Origin of the sequence: Amycolatopsis pretoriensis (assembly GCF_900107925.1) — a bacterium.
Classification (GTDB): domain Bacteria; phylum Actinomycetota; class Actinomycetes; order Mycobacteriales; family Pseudonocardiaceae; genus Amycolatopsis; species Amycolatopsis pretoriensis.
The window spans coordinates 249,358-271,076 of sequence record NZ_FNUJ01000005.1; the positions used below are offsets into that span (position 1 = coordinate 249,358).

Annotated in this window: 22 protein-coding genes; 15 read left to right on the plus strand and 7 right to left on the minus strand. The window is 70.5% G+C overall.

Translation table 11 applies throughout. The features are described 5' to 3' along the window. Positions 1–734 precede the first annotated feature (734 nt). A complete protein-coding gene (locus BLV96_RS22855; protein WP_086677322.1) occupies positions 735–1,463 on the plus strand; it encodes a lysophospholipid acyltransferase family protein in 729 nt (242 codons plus the stop codon). Here the strand turns inward: BLV96_RS22855 and BLV96_RS22860 are convergent. Beyond that, positions 1,460–2,257, minus strand: a complete 798-nt coding sequence (locus BLV96_RS22860) for a Cof-type HAD-IIB family hydrolase (protein WP_086677324.1) — start codon at positions 2,255–2,257, stop codon at positions 1,460–1,462. The genes BLV96_RS22855 and BLV96_RS22860 overlap by 4 nt on opposite strands. A 96-nt stretch (positions 2,258–2,353) precedes the next feature. Here BLV96_RS22860 and BLV96_RS22865 point away from each other — a divergent pair, with 96 nt between their 5' ends. Further along, entirely contained in the window at positions 2,354–3,250 is an 897-nt protein-coding gene (locus tag BLV96_RS22865) for an LLM class flavin-dependent oxidoreductase (RefSeq protein WP_086677326.1), read from the plus strand. A gap of 137 nt (positions 3,251–3,387) precedes the next feature. Here BLV96_RS22865 and BLV96_RS22870 read toward each other — a convergent pair whose 3' ends face one another. Further along, positions 3,388–5,397: a DUF6541 family protein gene (locus BLV96_RS22870; RefSeq protein WP_086677328.1), complete on the minus strand. Its 2,010-nt coding sequence runs from the start codon at positions 5,395–5,397 to the stop codon at positions 3,388–3,390. 79 nt (positions 5,398–5,476) lie between these two features. On the opposite strand from BLV96_RS22870, the gene glf reads away from it, so the two are divergent. The 5 genes from glf to BLV96_RS22895 all read left to right on the plus strand — a co-directional run bounded on the left by glf (position 5,477) and on the right by BLV96_RS22895 (position 10,499). Further along, a complete protein-coding gene (gene glf, locus BLV96_RS22875; RefSeq protein ID WP_086677330.1) occupies positions 5,477–6,700 on the plus strand; it encodes a UDP-galactopyranose mutase in 1,224 nt (407 codons plus the stop codon). Then, complete coding sequence (locus BLV96_RS22880) at positions 6,693–7,211, plus strand: phosphatase PAP2 family protein (RefSeq protein WP_086677332.1); 519 nt, start codon at positions 6,693–6,695, stop codon at positions 7,209–7,211. Before glf ends, BLV96_RS22880 begins: the two co-directional genes overlap by 8 nt. Next, positions 7,208–8,182 carry a decaprenyl-phosphate phosphoribosyltransferase gene (locus tag BLV96_RS22885; RefSeq protein WP_086677334.1) on the plus strand — a complete coding sequence of 325 codons (975 nt, stop codon included), beginning with the start codon at positions 7,208–7,210 and terminating at the stop codon, positions 8,180–8,182. Before BLV96_RS22880 ends, BLV96_RS22885 begins: the two co-directional genes overlap by 4 nt. Positions 8,183–8,292: 110 nt before the next feature. Then, the gene (locus BLV96_RS22890) at positions 8,293–8,877 is read left to right on the plus strand and encodes a hypothetical protein (RefSeq protein WP_086677336.1); all 585 of its coding nucleotides are present in this window, start codon (positions 8,293–8,295) and stop codon (positions 8,875–8,877) included. Positions 8,878–8,981: 104 nt separating this feature from the next. Continuing rightward, positions 8,982–10,499 (plus strand): hypothetical protein, encoded by a 1,518-nt coding sequence (locus BLV96_RS22895; RefSeq protein ID WP_086677338.1) that lies wholly within the window; start codon positions 8,982–8,984, stop codon positions 10,497–10,499. Here the strand turns inward: BLV96_RS22895 and BLV96_RS22900 are convergent. The 4 genes from BLV96_RS22900 to dprE1 form a co-directional block, all read right to left on the minus strand. Further along, the gene (locus tag BLV96_RS22900; RefSeq protein ID WP_244180411.1) at positions 10,481–11,161 is read right to left on the minus strand and encodes a VC0807 family protein; all 681 of its coding nucleotides are present in this window, start codon (positions 11,159–11,161) and stop codon (positions 10,481–10,483) included. The genes BLV96_RS22895 and BLV96_RS22900 overlap by 19 nt on opposite strands. Continuing rightward, the gene (locus BLV96_RS22905) at positions 11,154–11,768 is read right to left on the minus strand and encodes a VC0807 family protein (protein WP_086677342.1); all 615 of its coding nucleotides are present in this window, start codon (positions 11,766–11,768) and stop codon (positions 11,154–11,156) included. The genes BLV96_RS22900 and BLV96_RS22905 overlap by 8 nt, the downstream gene beginning before the upstream one ends. Before the next feature lie 89 nt (positions 11,769–11,857). Beyond that, positions 11,858–12,613 (minus strand): decaprenylphospho-beta-D-erythro-pentofuranosid-2-ulose 2-reductase, encoded by a 756-nt coding sequence (dprE2, locus tag BLV96_RS22910; protein ID WP_086677344.1) that lies wholly within the window; start codon positions 12,611–12,613, stop codon positions 11,858–11,860. Continuing rightward, the gene (gene dprE1, locus BLV96_RS22915) at positions 12,610–13,983 is read right to left on the minus strand and encodes a decaprenylphosphoryl-beta-D-ribose oxidase (protein ID WP_086677346.1); all 1,374 of its coding nucleotides are present in this window, start codon (positions 13,981–13,983) and stop codon (positions 12,610–12,612) included. The genes dprE2 and dprE1 overlap by 4 nt, the downstream gene beginning before the upstream one ends. 125 nt (positions 13,984–14,108) lie before the next feature. Here dprE1 and BLV96_RS22920 point away from each other — a divergent pair, with 125 nt between their 5' ends. Together BLV96_RS22920 and BLV96_RS22925 are read left to right on the plus strand one after the other, a co-directional pair. After that, positions 14,109–14,576, plus strand: coding sequence for a GtrA family protein (locus tag BLV96_RS22920; RefSeq protein WP_167379701.1), 468 nt, complete (start codon positions 14,109–14,111; stop codon positions 14,574–14,576). 8 nt (positions 14,577–14,584) lie between these two features. Further along, positions 14,585–16,504, plus strand: a complete 1,920-nt coding sequence (locus BLV96_RS22925) for a glycosyltransferase (RefSeq protein ID WP_086677348.1) — start codon at positions 14,585–14,587, stop codon at positions 16,502–16,504. Between the two features lie 52 nt (positions 16,505–16,556). Here BLV96_RS22925 and BLV96_RS22930 read toward each other — a convergent pair whose 3' ends face one another. Then, the gene (locus BLV96_RS22930) at positions 16,557–16,799 is read right to left on the minus strand and encodes a hypothetical protein (RefSeq protein ID WP_086677350.1); all 243 of its coding nucleotides are present in this window, start codon (positions 16,797–16,799) and stop codon (positions 16,557–16,559) included. A gap of 107 nt (positions 16,800–16,906) precedes the next feature. Between BLV96_RS22930 and BLV96_RS22935 the strand changes: the two genes are divergently transcribed. The 6 genes from BLV96_RS22935 to BLV96_RS22960 all read left to right on the plus strand — a co-directional run bounded on the left by BLV96_RS22935 (position 16,907) and on the right by BLV96_RS22960 (position 21,718). After that, positions 16,907–17,671, plus strand: a complete 765-nt coding sequence (locus BLV96_RS22935; RefSeq protein WP_086677360.1) for an ESX secretion-associated protein EspG — start codon at positions 16,907–16,909, stop codon at positions 17,669–17,671. A 124-nt stretch (positions 17,672–17,795) separates the two neighbouring features. Next, positions 17,796–18,230, plus strand: a complete 435-nt coding sequence (locus BLV96_RS22940; protein WP_086677352.1) for a hypothetical protein — start codon at positions 17,796–17,798, stop codon at positions 18,228–18,230. A gap of 3 nt (positions 18,231–18,233) precedes the next feature. Further along, positions 18,234–18,806 (plus strand): DUF3558 family protein, encoded by a 573-nt coding sequence (locus BLV96_RS22945; protein WP_244180413.1) that lies wholly within the window; start codon positions 18,234–18,236, stop codon positions 18,804–18,806. Positions 18,807–18,816: 10 nt separating this feature from the next. Beyond that, positions 18,817–20,298, plus strand: coding sequence for a hypothetical protein (locus tag BLV96_RS22950; protein WP_091389471.1), 1,482 nt, complete (start codon positions 18,817–18,819; stop codon positions 20,296–20,298). Positions 20,299–20,401: 103 nt separating this feature from the next. Then, complete coding sequence (locus BLV96_RS22955; RefSeq protein WP_086682223.1) at positions 20,402–20,902, plus strand: YbaB/EbfC family nucleoid-associated protein; 501 nt, start codon at positions 20,402–20,404, stop codon at positions 20,900–20,902. A 9-nt stretch (positions 20,903–20,911) separates the two neighbouring features. Continuing rightward, positions 20,912–21,718: a WXG100 family type VII secretion target gene (locus BLV96_RS22960; RefSeq protein ID WP_086682219.1), complete on the plus strand. Its 807-nt coding sequence runs from the start codon at positions 20,912–20,914 to the stop codon at positions 21,716–21,718. Position 21,719 lies beyond the last annotated feature (1 nt).

Genomic DNA, 21,719 nt, shown 5'->3' on the forward strand with positions numbered 1-21,719 from the left:
GCGACCAGCCCGCCGATGACCTGCTTGTCGCGCAGCGACCGCGACCGCGTCCACGCCGCCAGCGGGTAGAGCGGCGCGAGCAGCAGCGTCGTCTCCTTGTTGATCGCGCCGACGACGATCACCAGCGCGAACAGGATCAGCCGCCGGTCGAACAGCAGCCACAGCGCGAGCAGGTAGAGCAGGTTGTTCAGCGGGTCGACCAGGTACGGGTTGGAAAACGCGTACGGCGCGTACCAGAACGTGCAGGCCAGCGCGACGGCGGCGAGCGCCGAGGTGTAGAGCCGCAGGTTCAGGCGGACCCAGAGGAACTCGAAGAAGACGGTCGCCGCGGCGAGGGCCAGCGCGAACGTGAACGCCAGCCACACGGAGTCCAGGGAGATGCCGGTGAACCGGTTGACGGTGTGGACGAGCCACGGGCTGAGCATCCGCAGCGCGAACGGGTTGTCGACCTGGGCGCCGGTCTGCACCGACATCGCGTAGTACTCGGCGGCGTCACCCCACGCCTTCTCGTGCGCGTTCGGCTGCACGGGGGCGTAGGAGATGAGGTTGAGCAGTGTCACCGTGGCCAGGCCCAGGTACACCGCGACTCGGTGGCCGGCTCGTCTCACAGGCGATTCGATCACTGTCCCCACGCCGAAAGCCTAGTGGTCGTTCGAGCGGCGTGAGTTTCGCCCGGTTTGTGGTCTTCACCGCTGAACGGCGGTCAAGAACCTACGGTCCCGTAACCTGAACCGATGGCCGACCTCGTGTACCCGCCCGTGATCGCGGCGGCCCGGACGATGTTCCGGGTACTGGACAACCGCATCCGGGTCGAGGGCGCGGAGCACATCCCGCGCCGCGGCGGCGCGGTCATCGCGTGCAACCACGTGAGCTACCTGGACTTCATCTTCTGCGGCCTCGGCGCGCGCCCGGCCAAGCGCCTGACGCGGTTCATGGCGAAGAAGGAGATCTTCGACAACCGGATCGCCGGGCCGCTGATGCGCGGGATGCACCACATCTCCGTCGACCGCGACGCCGGCCTCGCCTCCTACCGCGAAGCCCTCGCGAAGCTGCAGGCCGGCGAGGTCGTCGGCGTCTTCCCGGAGGCGACGATCAGCCGGTCGTTCACCGTCAAGGAGATCAAGTCCGGCGCGGTCCGGATGGCCGCGGCGGCGAACGTCCCGGTCGTGCCGATGGCGCTCTGGGGCACCCAGCGGCTCTGGACGAAGGGCCGGCCGAAGGACCTGACCCGCCGCCACGTGCCGATCTCGATCCTCATCGGCGAGCCGATGCACCCGGCCAAGGGCGACGACTGGGACGTCGTCACGAAGGAGCTGCGCACCCGGATGAGCGCGCTCGTCGACCGCGCCCAGGCCGAGTACCCGGACCAGCCCGCCTCCGAGGAAGAACGCTGGTGGCTGCCCGCCCACCTTGGCGGCACCGCGCCGACCCCGGAGGAAGCGGCCGAGCTCGACCGCCGCTAGAACCAGCGCTCGAGAACCTGCGCGACGCCGTCTTCGCCGGCCGGGCCGGTGATCTCGTCGGCGACGTCCTGGACCTTCGGGTGCCCGTTCTCCATCGCGACGCCGTGGCCGGCCCAGCGCAGCATCTCGACGTCGTTGGGCATGTCGCCGAAGGCGATCACCCGCTCCCGCTCGACGCCCAGCCGCTCGGCGACGTCGGCCAGGCCGGTCGCCTTCGTGATGCCGTGCGCGGACAGCTCGACCAGCCCGCCCGAGGACGAGTACGTGACGTCGACCTCGCGGTCGAACAACGCGGTGATCGCGTCCGCCATTTCCTCCGACGACATCCCGACGTGGCTGACCAGCAGCTTGATCGCCGGGTGCCCGAGCACCTCGGCGCGCGGCGCGGTGCGGCCTTCGCCGTCGCCCCACGGGTTGTGGTACTTCGGCTCGATCACGAAGCTGCGCATCTCGTGGTCGGCGTCGGTGCTGACGCGCTCGGCGGCCAGCCGGCAGCCGGGCACGGCCTTGTCGAGCGCGTGCGCGATGTCGTTGAGCAGCTCGGGCCGGAGCAGGCCGTGCACCGCGACGACCTCCTCGCGGCCGCAGTCGTACAGGACGGCGCCGTTCGCGCACACGGCGAACCCGGTCAGGTCGAGGGGCTTGGCCACGGGCGCGATCCAGCGCGGCGGGCGGCCGCTGGCCAGCACGAACGGGACGTCCGCCTCGATCGCCCGGCGGACGGTCGCGATGGTGCGGGCGCTGAGCGATTCGGAGGGGCCGAGCAGGGTGCCGTCGACGTCGGACGCGATCAACTGAGGTCTCTCCACCACCCCATTGTCCCTGACACGTTCGGGTGGCCTCGTCCCCGTCCGAGCGATTGTCGGTGGTTACCGATACGGTCCGGCATTGTGCGAGTAGGCATCGTCATTCTCCCTGAAGATCGTTGGTGGGCGGCCGAGCCGAAGTGGCGTGCCGCCGAGGAGTACGGCTTCGACCACGCCTGGACCTATGACCACCTGGGCTGGCGCAACCTGGTCGACGGCCCGTGGTTCTCCGCCGTCCCGACCTTGACCGCGGCCGCGATGGTGACGTCCCGGATCCGGCTGGGCACCTTCGTGGCGTCCCCGGTCGCGCGGCACCCCGTGCCGTTCATGCGCGAGCTGACCACCTTGGACGACATCTCCGACGGCCGGTTCGTCCTGGGCGTCGGCGCGGGCGTCGACCACCAGCACTACGACGGCGCGGTGCTCGGCGCCCCTGAGCTGACGGTCAAGCAGCGCGCCGACCGCTTCACCGAGTTCGTCGAGGCGCTCGACGGGCTGCTGATGACCGACAAGTTCGACTTCGACGGCGAGTACTACCGGGCCCGCGAGGCCCGCAACCTGCCGGGCACGGTCCAGCGCCCGCGGCTGCCGTTCGTGGTCGCGGCCAACGGTCCCCGGACGATGACGCTGGCCGCGCGCTTCGGCGCGGGCTGGGTCACCACGGGCCGCGGCGGCAAGACCGAGGACGAGTGGTGGGCCGGCATCAAGCAGCTCACCGACCTCTTCGACGAGCGTCTCGACGCGGCCGGGCGCGAGCGGGCGAGCATCCAGCGGCACCTGAGCCTGGACGCGTCGCCGGTGTTCTCGCTGAGCAGCGTGGAGGCTTTCCGCGACGCCGCGGGCCGCGCGGGCGAACTGGGCTTCACCGACGTCATCGCGCACTGGCCGCGCTCGTCGTCGCCGTACGAAGGCCGGGAAGCGGTGCTGGAGCAGGTCGCGAGCGACGTCCTGCCCGAACTGCACGCTGGTCCGAACGGGTGACATCCGGCTAGCCGGGAAACCGATTGCCGTCCCTCAGGCGTCCATCACTGCAGACGCCAGAGATCACCCCGGGGGTGGTTGGGGGACGGAGGGCCCTCGTGGCCGCGGCACGGGGCGCCGCGGCCACGAGGGCTTTGTCATTTGACGAGCTGGTAGATCACGGCGCCCGGGTTCCGGTACACCTCGCGCACGAAGTCGTGCCCGTCGAGGTGCCGCAGGCCCGGCGCGATCGGGGTGTCCCGGCGGATGGTGCCGCTGCCGACCAGCACGTAGTGGATGTTCAGCCGCCGCGTGGCCGCGCGGACCTCCGGGTCGCTGTCGTAGTCGCCGAAGTGCAGCGCCAGGTAGAGCGCGTCCGGGGGCGCGACGCCGGCGTCGTAGTGGCCGGCCACCGGGTGCACCCCGGTGAGCGCGTACATCCACGCCGTGCCGTCCATGCGGTCGTTGAGCACCTTCTCCTCGGCCGGGATCCCCAGCGTGCCGAGGTGCTCCATCGCGTCGATCTCGTCCTGGCTCACCGGCGGGACGGTCTCGCCCGGCAGGCCGTTGTAGTACAGCAGCGACACGGTCTTGGCGTTGGCCGCGCGGTAGAACCCGCCGGTCAGCACGCCCATCGCGACGACCAGCAGCACCGCGGTCGCCAGCCCGACCCGGCCGGTCAGCCACGGCCGCGCGCGCACCCAGGCGCGGCCGCTCGCCAGCTTCGCCACCCAGCGCTGGGCCTCGCTCATGCCGTGCGCGGCGAGCAGGCACATCGGGATCGCGGCCAGTGCCATCAGCCGGAACCGGTCGTTCCACCAGGGCCGCGACAGCGCGATCACCCAGTCTTCGCCGCCGAAGCACGCGACGACGACGAACAGCGCGGACAGCCCGAGCGCCGAAAGCACCACCCAGCGCATCCGCCGCAGCGCCACCAGCGTCAGCACGCCGATCGCGAGGAACACCGTCAGCCAGATCTGCGGGACCGGCAGCACCTGCTTGAACGTCGCCAGCATGGCGAGGGCCTTCCACACCGCCATGTGCGAGCCCCAGGCGTGGTACGGGTACGACCCGGACGTGAAGGTGATCGCGCCGAGGATCATCGGCGCGGACAGCACGCCGGCCCCCGCCATCACCGGCACCATCCGCAGGACGTCACCGCCGACGACCCGCCAAGCCGCCTTTTCCGGTGCGACGCCGTCGACGCGCTTGCCCCGCAGCGCCCGGTACCAGCGCTGCACGACCAGCGGGAACGCGAACAGCAGTGCCCCGAACAACGCGCTCGAGTGCGCGGCCAGCAGGCCGGTCGCGCTCAGCGCCAGCACCGCGCCGGTGTCGACGCCCGGCCGCACGACGAACCGCTGCAGCGCGACCACGGCCAGCGGCGTCAGCACGATCCCGAGCGCGAAGGGCAGCAGGCCGCTCGACACGGACTCGTACGCCCCGGTCGTCGCGCCGCCCGCGACGAGCGCCGCGCTGCCGGCGAACACCGCGCGGCCGCCGAGCTGGCGCACCAGCGCGACCATGGCCAGCGCGAACAGCCCGGCGATCGGCATCGTCACGGCGTTGAGCGTCACCGGGACCGACGTGCCCGACAGCTGGTAGACCAGCGCGCCGACCAGGTGGTAGGCGTTCGGGTAGAAGGAGCCGTCCGGGTACCAGTTGATGGTGCCCATGCCGGTCAGGGAGCCGTCGCCGGTCTCCGCGATGTAGCGGATGCCGTTCGCGTGGAAGACGGTGTCCCAGCGCTGGAACACCGCGGTCGTCCCGCCGCGGCCGGTGATGACGACGGCGATCGACACGGCCGTGGCGACCGCCACGCAGGCCCCGACGGCCAGGTGCGCGCGCCGCGTCCACGGCGTCGGCGGCTCCTCGGCGCCCGGCGTCATCCAGCCCCGGGCGATCGCCAGCCGGCGCAGGCCGTAGAGCACGGCGGCGAGCAGCAGCGTGACCGCGGCGACGCTCAGCGGGCCGTACGGGACGTGCGCGATCGCCAGCCACGGGCCGGCCAGGCCGGTGATGGCGTAGCTGAGCAGCGGCGCGAGCCCGGCCAGAGCCCAGCCGCGCAGGCCGGCGGCCCACCCGACCACGCCGCCGGGCACCGCCAGGACGGCCAGGTAGGTGGCCACGGCGGTGAAGTAGCTCCAGAAGTCCTCGGGTGCAGGCACTGCTTTCCAGGTGTGTCGTAGGCCGAAATGTGATAGTCGGGTGCGAGCCGGGTCAGCGACCCCCGTACCCTCGACGCCCGTGAGCGCGCACACGAACCCCGCACAGATTACTGAAGACGATTTCGCAGGTTACGACCTCGTCGTCGTCGGGTCCGGTTTCTTCGGCCTGACCGTCGCCGAACGGGCCGCGGCCGAGCTGGGCAAGAAGGTCCTCATCCTCGAGCGGCGCAGCCACCTGGGCGGCAACGCGTACTCCGAGGCCGACCCGGAGACCGGGATCGAGGTGCACAAGTACGGCGCGCACCTGTTCCACACCTCGAACAAGCGCGTCTGGGAGTACGTGAACCGCTTCACCGAGTTCACGGGCTACCAGCACCGCGTGTTCGCGCGGGTCAAGGACCAGGTCTACTCGTTCCCGATGAACCTGGGTCTGATCAACCAGTTCTTCGGCAAGTCGCACACGCCGGACGAGGCTCGCGAGCTGATCGCCAAGCAGGCGTCCGAGTTCGAGACGGGCAACGCGCAGAACCTCGAGGAGAAGGCGATCTCGCTGGTCGGCCGTCCCCTCTACGAGGCGTTCATCCGCGGGTACACCGCGAAGCAGTGGGAGAACGACCCCAAGAACCTGGGCGAGAACATCATCACGCGCCTGCCGGTCCGCTACAACTTCGACAACCGGTACTTCAACGACACCTACGAGGGCCTGCCCGTCAACGGGTACACCGCGTGGCTCGAGAAGATGGCCGAGCACGAGAACATCGAGATCCGGCTGAACGTCGACTACTTCGACGTCCGCGAGCACATCCCGGCCGGCACCCCGACCGTCTACACGGGTCCGCTGGACCGCTACTTCGGCTACTCGGCGGGCCGGTTCACCTGGCGCACCGTCGACTTCGAGTCCGAGGTCGCGCAGACCGGCGACTTCCAGGGCACCTCGGTCGTCAACTACAACGACCAGGAAGTCCCCTACACGCGGATCATCGAGTTCCGGCACTTCCACCCGGAGCGCGACTACCCCAAGGACAAGACGGTCATCTTCCGCGAGTACTCCCGCTTCGCGGGCGAGGAAGACGAGCCATACTACCCGATCAACACCCCGGACAACCGCGAGAAGCTCGAGGCCTACCGGGAGCTGGCCAAGACCGAGGCGCGGGAGAAGAACGTGCTGTTCGGCGGCCGGCTGGGCACGTACAAGTACCTCGACATGCACATGGCCATCGGCTCGGCGCTGTCGGCGTTCGACAACAAGATCGCCCCGCACCTGACCGACGGCGCGCCGCTCGACGGGTCCCTCGATGCTTGAGAAGGGGCAGCCCACCGGAGAGGTGGCGGTCCTGGCGAAGGCGCAGGGCTTTCTGAAGAGTGAAGCTTCGGTGAAGGCCGCGCGCGGCATGTCCCACTTCGGTGAGCACGCGCTCGGCTGGTTCGGCCTGGGCCTCCTCGGGGCCGTGGTCGACAAGAAGCGGCGCAAGGACTGGCTGGTCGCCTCAGCCGGGGTCGTGGGCGCGCACGCGGCGTCGATCGCGGTGAAACGCGTGGTCAGGCGGCCGCGCCCGGACCACCCGAGCGTCGAGGTCCTGGTCGGCACGCCGAGCAAGCTGAGCTTCCCGTCGTCGCACGCGACGTCCACGACGGCGGCGGCGGTGCTCTACTCCGGATTGACCGGGCGTAACCTGGTGCCCGCCCTGGTACCGCCGATGCTGGCCTCGAGGCTCGTGCTCGGCGTTCACTATCCGACAGACGTTCTGGCCGGTGCAGCTCTCGGGGGGCTCGTCGGTGGTCTGATACGACGGAAGCTGAAGAAGAACCCATGAGCGAAACGACCGAGCAGCGCCCCAGCGAAGACGCGGACGTGACTCCTGAGGCTCCGGAGACCCCAGTGACCGGGGCGACCGCTTCCCGCGGTCCCTTCGGCCTGGTGGGCGGCGTCATCAAGACGGCACGCCCCCGGCAGTGGGTGAAGAACGTCCTGGTCTTCGCGGCCCCGTTCTTCGCGTTCTCGAAGTCGACCGACCGCACCGGTCTCCTGATCGACGCGATCATCGCCTTCGTGGCCTTTTCGCTGACGGCGAGCTCGGTCTACCTGATCAACGACGCGATCGACGTCGAGGCCGACCGGGCCCACCCGACCAAGCGCAACCGGCCGATCGCCGCCGGCATCGTGCCGGTCCCCGTCGCGTACGGGGCCGCGGTCGTGTTCTTCCTGGCCGGTCTCGGCGTCTCGTTCGCGGCGAGCTGGCAGCTGGCCGTGGTGCTCGGCGTCTACGAGGCCGTCCAGCTCGGCTACTGCTTCGGCCTGAAGCACCAGCCGGTGGTCGACCTGGCCATCGTCGGCTCGGGCTTCCTGATGCGCTCGATCGCCGGCGGTGTCGCGGGCGGCATCGCGCTTTCGCAGTGGTTCCTGCTGGTCACGGCCTTCGGTTCGCTGTTCATGGTCGCCGGCAAGCGCTACGCGGAGATCATGCTGTTCGAGCGAACGGGCGCGAAGATCCGCTCGTCGCTGAAGAAGTATTCGGCCAGCTACCTGCGGTTCGTCTGGGCGACGTCGGCGGCGATCCTGATCATGTCGTACTGCCTGTGGGCGTTCGAGATCCGCCAGACCGAGCACAACTCGGTGTGGGCGCTCATCTCGATGGTCCCGTTCCTGGTGGCGGTCCTGCGCTACGCGGTCGACGTCGACGGCGGCATCGCGGGCGAGCCCGAGGAGATCGCGCTCAAGGACCGCATCCTGCAGGTGCTCGGCGCGAGCTGGGTCGTCACGCTCTTCCTGGCGTTCTACCTGTGAGTTCTCATGGCGGATCGACAGGTTCGTTTCAGGTGCCGCACAGCTGAGCGGCGCACCCTGAGGTGGTGGGGGCGGGCACTGCGCCCGTCCCCGTGACCACAGGAGCGACGATGAACGACCAGCCGCGCGAAGTCCCGGAGGGGACCGAGAAGCCGACCGTCGAGCAGCCCACGGCGCAGTCCGCGGCCGACCAGCCGACGACGCAGCAGCCGGCGCAGGGGGCCGGGGAGACCACGACCCTGCCGAACGCGGCGCAGGGCGAGCCCGCCGCGCAGCCCCCGGCCGCCACTACCGCTCTGCCGAACGCGGCACAGGCAGGCGACCAGACCGCGGCCCACGGCCAGCAGCCGCCGCCCGGGCCGTCCACTCCGCAGCTCTCCCAGCCCGGTCCCGGCCAGGCCTACGGCGCCTGGGGCCCGCCCGCCGCGGCTGCCGCGCCCCGGCAGCCGGGCGGCTTCCGCAGGTTCGTCGGGCACCGCGCCACCCAGCTCGTCGGCGTGGGCGTCCTCGGCCTGCTGATCGGCGGCGGCATCGTCGGTGGCATCGCCGCGGCCACCCACCACGGCGGCGGTCCCCGCGACGGCCGCCCCGGCATCCACCGCCAGTACAACGGCCCCGACGGCAACCAAGGCCGCGGCTTCCCAGGTCGCGGCGGAGGCAACTCGGGCAATTCCGGCGACGGCAACGGCATCTAGCGCCCGGAGCTTTCACGTGAAAGCTCCGGCTTGGGCCTGTGGGCTGAGCCACCAGTACCTCGCTCAGATCACGGAAGCATCACGGGCCGGGTACGGTGGCCGGGATGCGAAGCGCCTCCGCAGAACTCCCCAAGGTCGCCACCGCGCTGTCGGCAGCCGTGCCCGCCGCCCGCGCGTGGGCCTTTCCCGCCGGCGCCGCCGCGGCCTCCGCGCTGATGTTCGCCCTGGTCAGCAGCCATCTCATCGATGACACCTACATCACGCTGTCCTACGCGAAGAACCTCGCCTTCCACGCCCACTGGGGCCTGATCGAGCAGGGGACGGCGAACACCGCGACGTCCCCGCTGAACGTCCTGGCCCTGGCCGCGGTCACGTTCGTCGTCCGCGACGCCGTGCTGGCCGCCGGGATCGTGTTCGTCGCCGCCCAGGTGCTGCTCGTCCTTGGCCTGCGCCGGCTCGGCGAGCGCACCGGGCTGCCGGCGGCGTTCGCGCCCGTGACGTTCGCCTTGCTCCTGCTCAACCCGCTGCTGCTCTCGTCGGTGGGCCTAGAAGTCGCGCTCGGCGCCACCGGCGTCGTCTGGACGCTCGTCTACGCGGGCGAGCGCAAGGCCGGCCGGCTCGGCGTCGTGATCGGGCTGCTCGCCCTCGTCCGGATCGACCTCCTGCTGATCGCGGCCGTGCTGTTCGCGGCCCGCCGCGAGTTCTGGACCGGCATCTGGCGCACGGCGTTCGCCGCCCTCGCCGTGACGCTGCCGTGGTTCGCGTTCAGCTGGGTCGTGCTCGGCTCGGCCGTGCCGGACACGCTGGTCATCAAGATCAGCCAGCAGTCGTGGGGCCCGTTCAGCTTCACGAACGGCCCGCTCCTGTACTGGCGCAACTTCCCGGCCGAGGCGGCGCTTTCGTTCCTGCCGCTGCCGCTCGCGGGACTGGCCGGCGTGGTCTGGCTCGTCCAGTACCGCCGCGGCTCCGAGGCGGCCCGCCGCCTGACGCCGTTCGCGGCGCTGGCCGTCGCGGGTGCCCTGCACTACCTGGCCTACAGCCGCCTGGGCGTCCCGCCGTACCACTGGTACTACGCGCCGAGCATCATCGGCGCGACGATCTTCCTGGCGGCGTGCGCGAGCGCGGTCCCGGAGCACGTCCGCCGCGGCACTTGGACGGCGGCCGGCGTGGTGCTCGCGGCGAGTCTCGCGGCGTACGCGCTACCCGGCCTGCCCCGCCAGTTCGCGCCGATCACGAGCAACCACGCGTCGACGACGGAGTACCGCGAGATCGGCCAGCAGCTGGCCTCGATCGCGCACGGCCGCAAGGTGGAGACGGCGGGCGAAGTCGGCGCGCTGGCGTACGCGTGCGACTGCGAGCTCGTGGACGAGTTCTCCGACCGCGGCGCGGTCGACCCGGCGATCAGCGAGACGAAGCGCCGCAGCGGTGACGTCGGCCGCGCGCTGCTGGAGGCCAACTTCCACAACTTCGACCACAGCGTCGCCCCGATCAGCCCGGACCTGGTCCTCGCCACGACGACGCGCACGCCGCCCCCGACGGCGCTGGCGAGCTGGCGGATCGACTCGCCGTGGGTGGGCCCCCAGAACCTCTACCTGGTGCCCGCTCACGCGGCGGGCAGCTGATCCCGGCCGCGGAACAGCCGGTTCAGCGTGCCCTCGCGGGCCAGCAGCACCTGCGTGACGACCTGGAGCAGCACGAAGCTCCCGATCGACAACCCCGTGTCGAGGCCCGGCACGACGTCGACCGGCAGCGTGTACGCCATGACGATGCTGCCCGCGCTGTGCAGCAGCCCGCCGACGCCCCACACGACCGCCAGCACCCGCCAGACCCGCCGGAACGACGCCGTGTCCGCCCACCGCGCCTCCAGCGCGTCCGCCCGGCCGGGCAGCAGGGCCAGCGTCGCCTGGTAGGTCGTCGGGCGGCGGCCGACCCACAGGCTCGCCAGCATCCACACCCCGATCAGCACGCTGAACCACGCCCCGCGGACCAGCTGCAGCCGCGCGTCGCCGGTCAGCAGCGTCGTCGCCAGGCTCACCGCCACGATCAGCAGCACGAAGACGCCCATGCCGTCGACCCGGCGGTGCCGCCCGGCCAGGTAGAGCACCCGCAGCGCCGGCGGCAGGCCGCTGAGCGTCAGCGCCCAGACGGGTGCGACGTCGAACGCGCGCAGCAGGTAGTAGCCGCCGACCGGGGCGGCGAAGTCGAAGAGCAGCGTGCCGAGCATGTCCCCGAGCATCGCGGACGAGGACGGCCGCCGGCATCGTCGAGCCGGTTCGTCACGCATCCACCGTCCGGTTGATGCCCAGCCGCTGCCGCGCCAGCTTCACCCCGAGCACGACGCTGACGGTGGTCAGCACGGCGTCGAGGAACGGCACGATGTCGACCGGCAGCGTGAACGCCATCACGACGACGGCGCACCCCAGCAGGAGGCAGCCGGCGCCGCACCAGAGCGTCGCCGAGCGCCACCGCTCCCGGAACGCCCGCGAAACGCCCCAAAGCCGGTCGAGAGACTCGGCGCGAGCGGGCTGGAGGGCGCAGACGGCCCGGAACAGCAGCGGCCGCCGCCCGACGACCAGGCTGGCCAGCATGACCGCGCCGAGCGGCAGCGTGAGCCACGCGCTGCGGACGAGCAGCAGCCGGGGATCGCCGGAGAAGACCGCCACCGTGGCGTTGACCAGCAGCACGGCCAGCACGAACGCGCTGAGCGGGTCGATCCGCCGGTGCCGCACCAGGACGTACCCCGTCCGCAGCACCGGCGGGACGGCGCTGACCAGCAGCGCCCACAGCGGGGCGACCTCGAAGGAGCGCAGGACGTAGAACAGGGCCATCGGGAGGGCGACGTCGCGGAGCAGCATCGTCAGCCCACCGCGGTCGCTCGTCGTGTTCACCATGGTGACAGTCTGTTTCGACCGTCCGGTGCGCACATCGGCGTGCGGGCCGGTCCCGGATGGAACCGCGCGTCAACCCCCGGGTGGAGGCCTCAGATGGGGAGCTTGCGGAAGATCGGCCGCGGGACGTGCCGCAGGGCCGACATCACCAGCCGGAACTGCGCGGGCGCCCACACCAGGTCCTTGCCGGCGCGCGCGGCCGTCACGGCCGTCTCCGCGACCTGCTCGGCCGTCTGCGCCAGGGGAGCGTCCTTAAGACCCTCGGTCATCTTCGTCTTGACGTGCCCCGGGCGGACGACCGTCACCTGCACGCCGGACGGCGCGAGCGCCTCGCCCAGACCCAGGTAGAAGCCGTCGAAACCGGCCTTCGTCGAGCCGTACACGAAGTTGGACCGGCGGACGCGCTCGCCGGCCACCGACGACAGCGCGATCACCGTGCCGTGGCCCTGGGCCTTGAGCTTCTCCGACAGCGCGACGCCGACCGACACCGCCGCCGTGTAGTTCACGGTCGCCAGCTCGACGGCCTTCGCGTGGTCCTGCCAGACCTCTTCGGGGTCGCCGAGCAGGCCGAACGCGACGACCGCCACGTCGATGTCGCCGCCCTCGAACGCCTTGGCCAGCACCGCCGGGTGCGACGCCGTGTCCTTGGCGTCGAAGTCCACAGTGGACACCTCGGCGCCGCGGTCCTTCAGGCGCTGGGCGGCCGCGTCGAGCCGGGGCGATGGCCGGGCCGCGAGCACGACCCGCAAGGGCTTCTCGGCCAGGTACTTCTCGGCGATCGCCAGCGCGATGTCGGACGTGCCGCCGAGCAGGAGCAGGGACTGGGGGTTGCCCACCGCGTCGATCACAGTTCGAGCCTCCGGCTCATGTCAGAGGCGAAAACGCCTTCGGGGTCAACGGAAGCGCGGATCTTGCGCCACTCTTCGAGCCGCGGGTACATCTTCGCGAACGTCTCCGCCGACGTCCGGGAGTCCTTCGCGGTGTACAGCCGGCCGCCCGCTTCGAGGACGGCGTCGTCGAGCTCCAGGCAGAACCGGCTCAGGCCGTCCTTGATCGGGAAGTCGACGCTGAGCATCCAGCCCGGCGACGGCCACGACATCGGCGCCGGGTTGGCGTCGCCCATGCGCTTGAACACGTTGAGGAACGAGTAGTGGCCCGACGTCGCGATCCGCCGGCAGATGGCCTTGAGCTGGTCCTCCGCGCCGAACGGCACCGAGAACTGGTACTGCAGGAAACCCTTGGAACCGTAGGCGCGGTTCCACTCGCTCAGCATGTCCAGCGGGTGGTAGAACTGCGTCAGGTTCTGGATCTTGCCGCGCGCGCCCTTCTTGGGCACGGTCTTCTGCCACAGCTCGTTGATCAGCCCGAACGTGAGCTTGTTGCCCAGGCCGTTCGGGAAGACGTCCGGCAGCGTCGCCAGCTGCGGCGCGTCGAACTTCAGCGGCTCCGAACGCAGCTTCGGCGGCAGCTGGTCCAGCTTCGCGAGCGAGCCGCGGGAGAACGTCGCCCGGCCGAGGCGGTGGTCCGAGGAGATCAGGTCCGGCACCGACATCGAGTAGTCGTAGGTCAGGTCGGAGCCGTCGGTGAACAGGCCGAGCGTCTCGTCCAGGCTCGCCGTGCGGTCGGCGTCCACGATGAAGTACGCGGTCTCGGTCTTCTTCATCCGGACCGTCGCCCGGACGATGATCCCGGTCAGCCCGACCCCCGCGACGGTCGCCCAGAACAGCTCCGACTCGGGGCCCTCCGGCGTGAGCGTGCGCACCTGGCCGTCCGCGGTCAGCAGGTCCATCGACACGACGTGGTTGCCGAAGCTGCCCGCGCTGTGGTGGTTCTTGCCGTGGATGTCGTTGGCGATCGCGCCGCCGATCGTCACCTGGCGGGTGCCCGGCAGCACCGGGACCCACAGGCCGTACGGGAGCGCCTCGCGCATCAGCTTGTCGAGGCTGACGCCCGCGTCGAGGTCCACGAGGCCAGAGTCCGGGTCGATCGAGTGGATCCGGTCGAGCGCGGTCATGTCGATGACCAGGCCGCCCGCGTTCTGCGCCGGGTCGCCGTAGGACCGGCCGAGGCCACGCGCGATGACGCCGCGCTCACCGGCCTGGCGCACGGCCCGGGCGATGGTCTCGACGTCCGGCGTGGTCAGGACGTCGGCGACGGTCGGCGCGGTGCGTCCCCAGCCGGAAAGCGTGCGACGCTGTGTCTCGGGGGATTGGGTCACCCGACCAGGGTAGCCACGCCGAACGACGCCCGGAACGTGACCCTGAAGTGCCCGCTTCTACACTTTGCGCATCAAGGCACAAGCGCCCGCGCGGGTGACCATGACTCAGGCAACGAGGTAATGCAGTGGTGGCGACCGATCCGCAAGCCGAGGCAACGGCTGCTCAGTCCACTCCCGGACTGCTGGGCCAGCTCATCCGCTTCGCCCTGATCGGGGGCTTCTGCGCCCTGGTCGACCTGGGCACGTACACGCTGCTGACCCAGGTGGCCGGGATGGCCGCTTCACCGTGGGTCGACGTCGCTCGCGCTATCAGTTTCATCGTGGGCACGACCACGGCGTTCTTCCTGAACCGGAAGTTCACGTTCGCCGGCGGGCGCAAGGACGGCAAGGCGCAGATCGGCTCGTTCGTCCTGCTCTACACCGTGACGTTCTTCGTCGCGGTCGGGGTGAACCAGCTGATGCTGAACGTCCTGCCGGAGTCCGCCTGGCAGCACACCCTGTGCTGGGCCGTGTCGCAGGCCACCGCCACGGTGATCAACTTCGTGATGCTCAAGTGGGTCGTGTTCCGCGAGCCGTCGACCGAGGAGAACTGAGGAACCCAATGCCCGGTAAAACAGCCACCCCGGCGCCGACCACTCAAGCCGGCGCGGCCGCCGAGACGCGGTTCACCGAGCACACTCCGCAGGGCCGCCTGACGGCGCAGCGCGGTCTCTACGCCGGTCCGGCGCCGATCGTCAGCAAGGACCTCTACGCCGAGCTCGAGTGGGGCGCGGCCGTGCGGGAACGTGCGGTGATCACCGTCGAGCCGGCCTCCAAAGTGTCCGGCAACACGTACTTCGGCCGCTTCCCGGCGAGCTACTGGCAGCGCTGGACGACGGTGACCGAGGTCTCGGTCGAGGCCGTCGTCACCGGCACCGGCCTGCTGTCGATGGGTGCTTCCGACGTCGAGGGCGAGCCGCGCGTGGTGGCCGCCGAGCAGGTCGCCGACGCCAAGCAGGCCAAGGTGACGCTGACCTCGAAGCTGGACAAGTTCTACGACGGCGGCGCGCTCTGGCTGGACCTCGAGACCGAGGGCGGCCAGACGCTGCGCGTCGAGCAGGTCCGCTGGACGGTCGAGGCGCCGGAGAAGATCCGCCCGACCGCCGTGACCATCTGCACGATGAACCGCGCTGACGACTGCCTGAAGAACCTGCAGGCCCTCGCCGCGGACGTCTCCTCGCTGGAGACCCTGGACGCGATCTACGTCGCCGACCAGGGCACCGACCTCGTCGAGTCTCGCGACGGCTTCGAGCAGGTCGCGAAGGACCTCGCCGACAAGCTGCACTACATCAAGCAGCCGAACCTCGGCGGCGCCGGCGGCTTCACCCGCGGCCTCTTCGAGGTCGCCGGGCACACCGCCACCGAGCACGCGAACGTCCTGTTCATGGACGACGACGTCCTGCTCGAGCCGGACCTGGTGATCCGGATGACGGCGTTCTCCAACCGCGCCGCCAACCCGATCATCGTCGGTGGCCAGATGCTCAACCTGTTCCACCCGAACCAGCTGCACGTCGGCGCGGAGTACGCCCGGCTCAACACCCTAGAACCCGGCCAGCCGGTCGAGCACTCGCTCTCGACGGCCGACCTGCTCGGCGTCGACGAGGAGACGCTGAAGCCGAACCGCCAGGAGCGGCGCCTCGACGCCGGCTACAACGGCTGGTGGTCGTGCCTGATCCCCTACGAGGTCGTCCAGGCCACCGGCTACCCGATGCCGTTCTTCTTCCAGTGGGACGACGCGGAGTACTCCTACCGCGCCCGCGCGCACGGCTTCCCGACCGTCACCCTGCCGGGTGCGGGCGTGTGGCACGCGGACTTCCACATGAAGGACTGGGACGAGTGGCACCGGTACTTCAACCTGCGCAACTCGATCATCACCGCGGCGCTGCACTCGCCGTTCAACCTCAACCTGCTCTCGCGGGTCCTGCTCGCGCAGCTGGTGCGCTACCTGCTGGGCATGCAGTACGGCCTGTCGGCGACGCTGATCAAGGCCGTCGAGGACTTCCTCGAGGGCCCCGAGATCCTGCGTGACGGCGGTGTCGAGGCGATGAAGGAGATCCGCCGCATCCGCGACCAGTACCCGGAGACCAAGCGCCACAAGGCGACCGACGTCCCGGGCATCGCGTCCAACGACATCGGCATCATCAACAGCGCGCCGCGGCCCAGCATGCAGCGCCTGGTGCTGATCAAGCGCGTGCTCGACCGGGTCCTCGGCCGCAGCCGCTTCGGTCTCGGCGCGGTGCCGATCGACGAGGCGAACTGGTGGCACATCGCCCTGTTCGACACGGCGGTCGTGACGGACGCGAACCAGGAAGGCGTGCGCGTCCGCTCCTACGACAAGGCCAAGATGTTCGACCTGGCCAAGCGCGGCGCGAAGGTGGTCCAGCGGCTACGCAAGGAAGGCGCGGCGGTGCAGGAGCAGTACAAGCGCGCCATGCCGGAGCTCACCTCGCGCGAGAACTGGAAGCGCCTCTACAAGCTCTGATCGCTTTACGCGAAGGCCGTCTCACGCTGGTCGTGAGGCGGCCTTCGCCGTGTCAGGCGTGCATGCCGAACGCCGTGGTCTTGCGGGTGTCGTCGACGTACGCGGCGGCGACGTGGGCGAAGTTGATCGCGACCGCCGGGTGGTCCTTGGTGGTCACCGTTTCGACCGCGCCGGCCTTCACCAGCTGGGCGAGCCTGCCCGCCAGCTTGCCGGACTCCTCGGTCGTCATTGCGAACAGCAGCGGCTCCCCGCCGGTGGCGAGGTGCAGCACGAGTACGGGTTTCGGGTCGGCCATGCGTCCATCGGACCAGCGGCGATCTCGTTCGGGCAAGCGGGTTCGCCGAGAGCGGATGGACTACCGTTTCGGCAAGTCCGGATGAACCCGCGGGGGAGATGGAAGCGATGCCGCACTCGTTCTCGCTGTCACTGGCAGCGGTGGACATCCTGCTGGAGCAGCTCGGCCTCGGCCGCGCGCCGACGCCGTTCGAGGTCCCGCACGTCGGCACGACGGTCGAGCAGCGCGCGATGATCCGCGACGCCGTCGTCCGCGACCTGAACGGGCGCGGGCTGTGGAGCCGCGGCCGCCTCGACGCGGACGCGGAGCTGGCGCTGGCGACGTTCGTCCGCGGCAGCGTGGCGATCACCGCGGCCGCCGAACTGGGCGACCGCCACCTGTTCGCCCGCGTGGCGTCCGACGGCCAGTTCGCGGTGCTCGCGCGTCAGGACGAGAACCTGATCGTGTTCGAGGAAGTCCGCCCGACGGGCATCGTCCCGGCGATCGTCGACCTCCTCCCGCTGACCCCGGCGGCGCCCGGCCAGTCGGTCACCATCTCCCGCCCGGCACAGCAGCCCCGCCACCAGCGCCGCGACGACGCGTACGACCCGTTCGCGGGAGTGAGCGGCCCCCGTTCGTCCGGCGGCAGCGGCGGCCCCCAGCTCCGCATGATCGAGCGCGTGTTCCAGGAGCCGAAGAAGCGGGTGGGCCAGTTCACGGCCCAGACCCGCGGCGGAACGTACCCCCCGCTGGCGTGGTTCGACACGGAATCGGGCCGCTGGCTGATGTCCTCACGCGCGGCAGCGGACGGCCAGCGCTGGATCACGTACGCCCCAGCCGACAACGCGCGGCTGGCCCAGCAGCTGTACGCCCAGCTCGAAGGGCAGTTCTGAGGGAACCGCACGTCGCGGCCCCGCGTCTCAGGTGAAGATCGGTGAACGGCAGTTGCGCAGGGTGCCCGGCTAGTAGACTTCCGGGTGCACACGCACGGGCGAAGCGATACGGGGTGGAACAGCGATGTTGATAGCCGATGGCGGTGGCGGCTCGGTGTCGGACATCGTCAACCCGCTTTCATCCGCCGGCATGGGCGCCGCGGTGCAGGCGGTCACGGCCGAGACCCAGAAGCTGGTGGACGCCGCCAAGGGCGGCGGTTTCAAGATCACCCCGGAAGGCGTCAAGCCCCTCCGCGACGCGCTGACCGACTTGGTCAACGACCTCGCCGACGTGCAGGCCACGAGCTACTTGCTGGACCAGAACCCGAAGCTCGGCAACCACCCGTACGGCCACGCCGTCGCCAAGCACGACGCGTCCGCCGCGGGTAAGGCGACCCAGATCCTGGAGCAGCTCAGGCAGGCCGCGCGGCAGGCCGACGAGGCGCTCGCCAGGGCCTCGGGCCTCTACAAGGAAACAGAGAACCAGGCCTTCTCCGCTCTTCAGACCAAGCAGGCTTGAGGGATGACGAAACTTCTCGTTCGGGTTCTCCTTCCGCTCGCGGCCGGTGGCGCGCTGCTCGCGGGGTGCACTTCCACGCAAGGGGGAACGGCGTCACCCGCCCAGTCGTCCCCGGTCAGCGAGCCGGGAACCTCGGAAAGCCAGTCTTCCGGGGGCGGCGGGACCCAGTCGATCACCGATGCCTGCTCGCTGCTGGAAGCTGGTGACGTCAGCAGCTTCGGCGAGTTCAAAGAGCCGGTGCCGGGCACGACCGGTGACGTGCGAACTTGCCGGTTCCAGCAGAAGGTCGCCTCGGCGAGTGAAAACGCCAAGGTGATCGGCGTCAACATCCGTGACACCGCGTCGGTCGCGCAGGTGAACGACACGGGCGGCGGCGTGGTCGACAAGGACGTCAACGGCCGGAAGGCGAAGGAGGCGCCGGGCGGCGCGTCCGTGGCGGCCTGCACGCTCGCCCTGCCGGTGGGAGATTCGTCGCGCGTGGACGTGGCGGTGACCGGCGCCGAATCGGCGGACCAGGCATGCCAGGTCGCCGAGGCGGTCGCGAAGGCCGTCGAACCGCGGCTGCCGAAGGGATAGGGGAAACCGGATGACCACGCGACAGGGACCGCCGCCGAAGACCGAGGACAAGACGCCCCAGCAGGTCCAGGACATGGCGCCCGCCGAGCGGGACGCGTACCTCCAGAAGAAGGCGGAGGAAGGCGTCGACCCGGGCAGCTGGTTGTTCGGGCCGGTGCAGCAGTGGGTGGCCCAGGCCAAGGCGAAGAACCAGGCCCAGCAGATGGGCGACCAGAACATCAAGGACGCCACCCAAGGCCGCGATGTCGAGTACGTGCCGGGCCTGAACCCGTCGGACGCGGACTACAAGGGCAGCGACCACACGCAGCTTCAGGGGTACCTGGACTCCAACCTGGACGTCGCTCAGGTTTCGGAGCTTTCGACCAACTACCACAAGGTCCACCAGGTCTTCGACAAGTTCGCCACGTCGATGAGCACCGCGGTCAACGCCTCCAAGGGCACTTGGGAAGGCACCGCCGCCGAGAACGCGCAGCAGTACTTCACCACACTCAGCAAATGGTCCGACGCCAACTCGCAAAACGCGAAGCTCGCTTCGGAAACCATTTACGACCAGGGCCAAGCGGCGTCGACGGCCAAGAACTCCATGCCCGCCCCGATCCCCTTCTCCTGGGGTGACGAGTTCAAGTCCTGGGCGACGTCGAACCCGTTCAGCCTGCCCGACAACGTCGACAAGTCGCTCCAGAAGCAAAAAGACAGCCAGGCAGCCCACGACCAGGCCGCCAGCGTCATGTCGACCTACGACAAGAACCTCTACGAGGCCGCCTCGAAGCAGCCGGCCTTCGCGCCGCCTCCCAGCTTCAGCACCGGTGGCGGTTCCGGTGATCCCAACGGCACCGGGGGCAAGAACGGCATCGACAACCCCGGCCGCGTCGACATGCCGGGTGCCAACCCGGTGAACACGCCGAGCGGCACCGGCAACAACTTCACCACCGGGAACATCCCCGGCACCACCGGCACCCCGCAGTTCAACGGGCCCGGCTCGACGACCGGCGCGGGGCTGCTCCCGGCCGGTACCACCACGCCGTCCAGCTTCACGCCGGGGACGATCCCCGGTGGGTCGACGTCGAACCCGAACCAGTCGCTCGGGGGCATGCCGCCGATGAGCCCGATGCCGATGGGCGGGATGAACTTCGGCGGGGACGAGGCCTACAACTCCAAGGTCGGCGGCGGCGCCGGCCGGGGTGGGGGCGGCTTCGGGCCCGGTGGCTCGGGTGCGGGCAGCGCGACCGGCGCGGGTGCCGCGTCGGGCGCGGCGCGGCCGGGCGGCATCGGTGCCGCCGAAGCCGCCGCCGGCCGGGGCATGGGCGGGCTCGGCGCGGGCAGCGCCGCCGGGCGCGGCAGCGGCATGGGCGGGGGCGGTCTGGGCCGCGGCCAGAAGGGCGAGGGCGACGAGGACACGGAGCACTCGCGGCCGACCTACCTCGTCGAGGGCGACCCGGACGAGGTCTTCGGTACGGACATGCGCACCGCGCCGCCGGTCATCGGCGAATAACGGACATAACGGAAACGGCCCCGGAAACCGGGGCCGTTTCTTGTTTGTGCTGGTCGGGGAACCAGTAGCCTTCGCCTCGCGTCGGACACCGCGGAGGCGAGCGATGACACCTGAGGAATGGCTGGCGGGCTTCGAAACGAAGATCGCCGACGTCCAGGCGAAGGCCGAACAGTTCCGCGTCGGGCTGGAGGCCGCCGGGACGACCGTCGCCTCGCCGGACGGCGGCATCCGCGTCGGCGTCGCCCCGAACGGCTCGCTCACCGACCTGCAGCTCGCCGACTCCGCGCTCGCCGGGAAGTCCGGCGCCAAGCTCGCGGAAGAGATCCTCAAGCTCGCGCGCAAGGCGCAGCGCGGTGCCGCGGTCAACGTCGCCGCCGCGTTCGAGCCGCTGGGCGGCGGCTCCGAGGCGATGCACATGGTCACCGGGTACGTGCCGCCGGAGGAGCCGGAAGAGCCGCCCGCGCCCGAGCCGGTCCGGGAACGCCGGCTCTGGCAGCACGACGAGCCGGAAACCCCGCCGCCGTCACCGCCGGCCCGCCGTCCGCGGCCGCCGCGCGACGACGATGACGACTTCGGGGACAACACGTTCATGCGCCGGGACTGAGGGGGACCATTGACCACCGCGACTTCGGGTGCCGGGATCTTCGACACCTACGCCGGGCTCGTTGACTCGATCAAGTCGGACTCCGAGTCCGAAGGGGAACACGTTCTCGGCGTGGCGGTCAGCGCGGCCGGCGCGGTCGTCGACACCGTGGGCGCGGCGATCGACCCGCTCGGCGCGATCCTCAACGCCGGCGTCGGCTGGCTGCTCGAGCACGTCAGCTTCCTGCGCGAGCCGCTCGACGCGCTGCTCGGCAACCCCGACGAGATCAACGCGAACGTCGACCAGCTCAAGTCCGCCGCGGCCGAGATGCACACCCTGGCCCAGGAGCACCGCGACGACCTCCGCAGCGTCGCCGAGTGGACCGGCCAGGCCGCCGACGCCTACCGCGACAGTCTCACGAAGATGGCCGAGGAGCTGGAATCGCTCGGCAAGACGCTCGACGGGACCGCGGCGGTCGCGGGCATCTCCGGCATGCTCGTCTGCACGCTGCGCGGCATCGTCTTCGGGCTGATCTCGTCGGTGATCGCCGAGCTGATCCGCGACGCGCTGATCGCGGCGGCCTCGGCGGTGGTGACGTTCGGCGGCTCGATCGCGGCGTTCTGCGGGGTCGCGTCGGCCCGCGCCGCGGCGACGGCGTCGAAGATCGCCGGCAAGATCAGCAAGCTCCTGGAGGGCTTCGCGCGGCAGGGTGGCCGGCTGGCCAAGCTGATGGAGGCGATGGAGAAGCTGACCAAGGGCCTCGACCGGTTCTCCACGGTCGGCGGCCTCGCGATGGGTGCGTACCAAGCCGCGAAGCCGTACGAAACGGAGGCGTGAC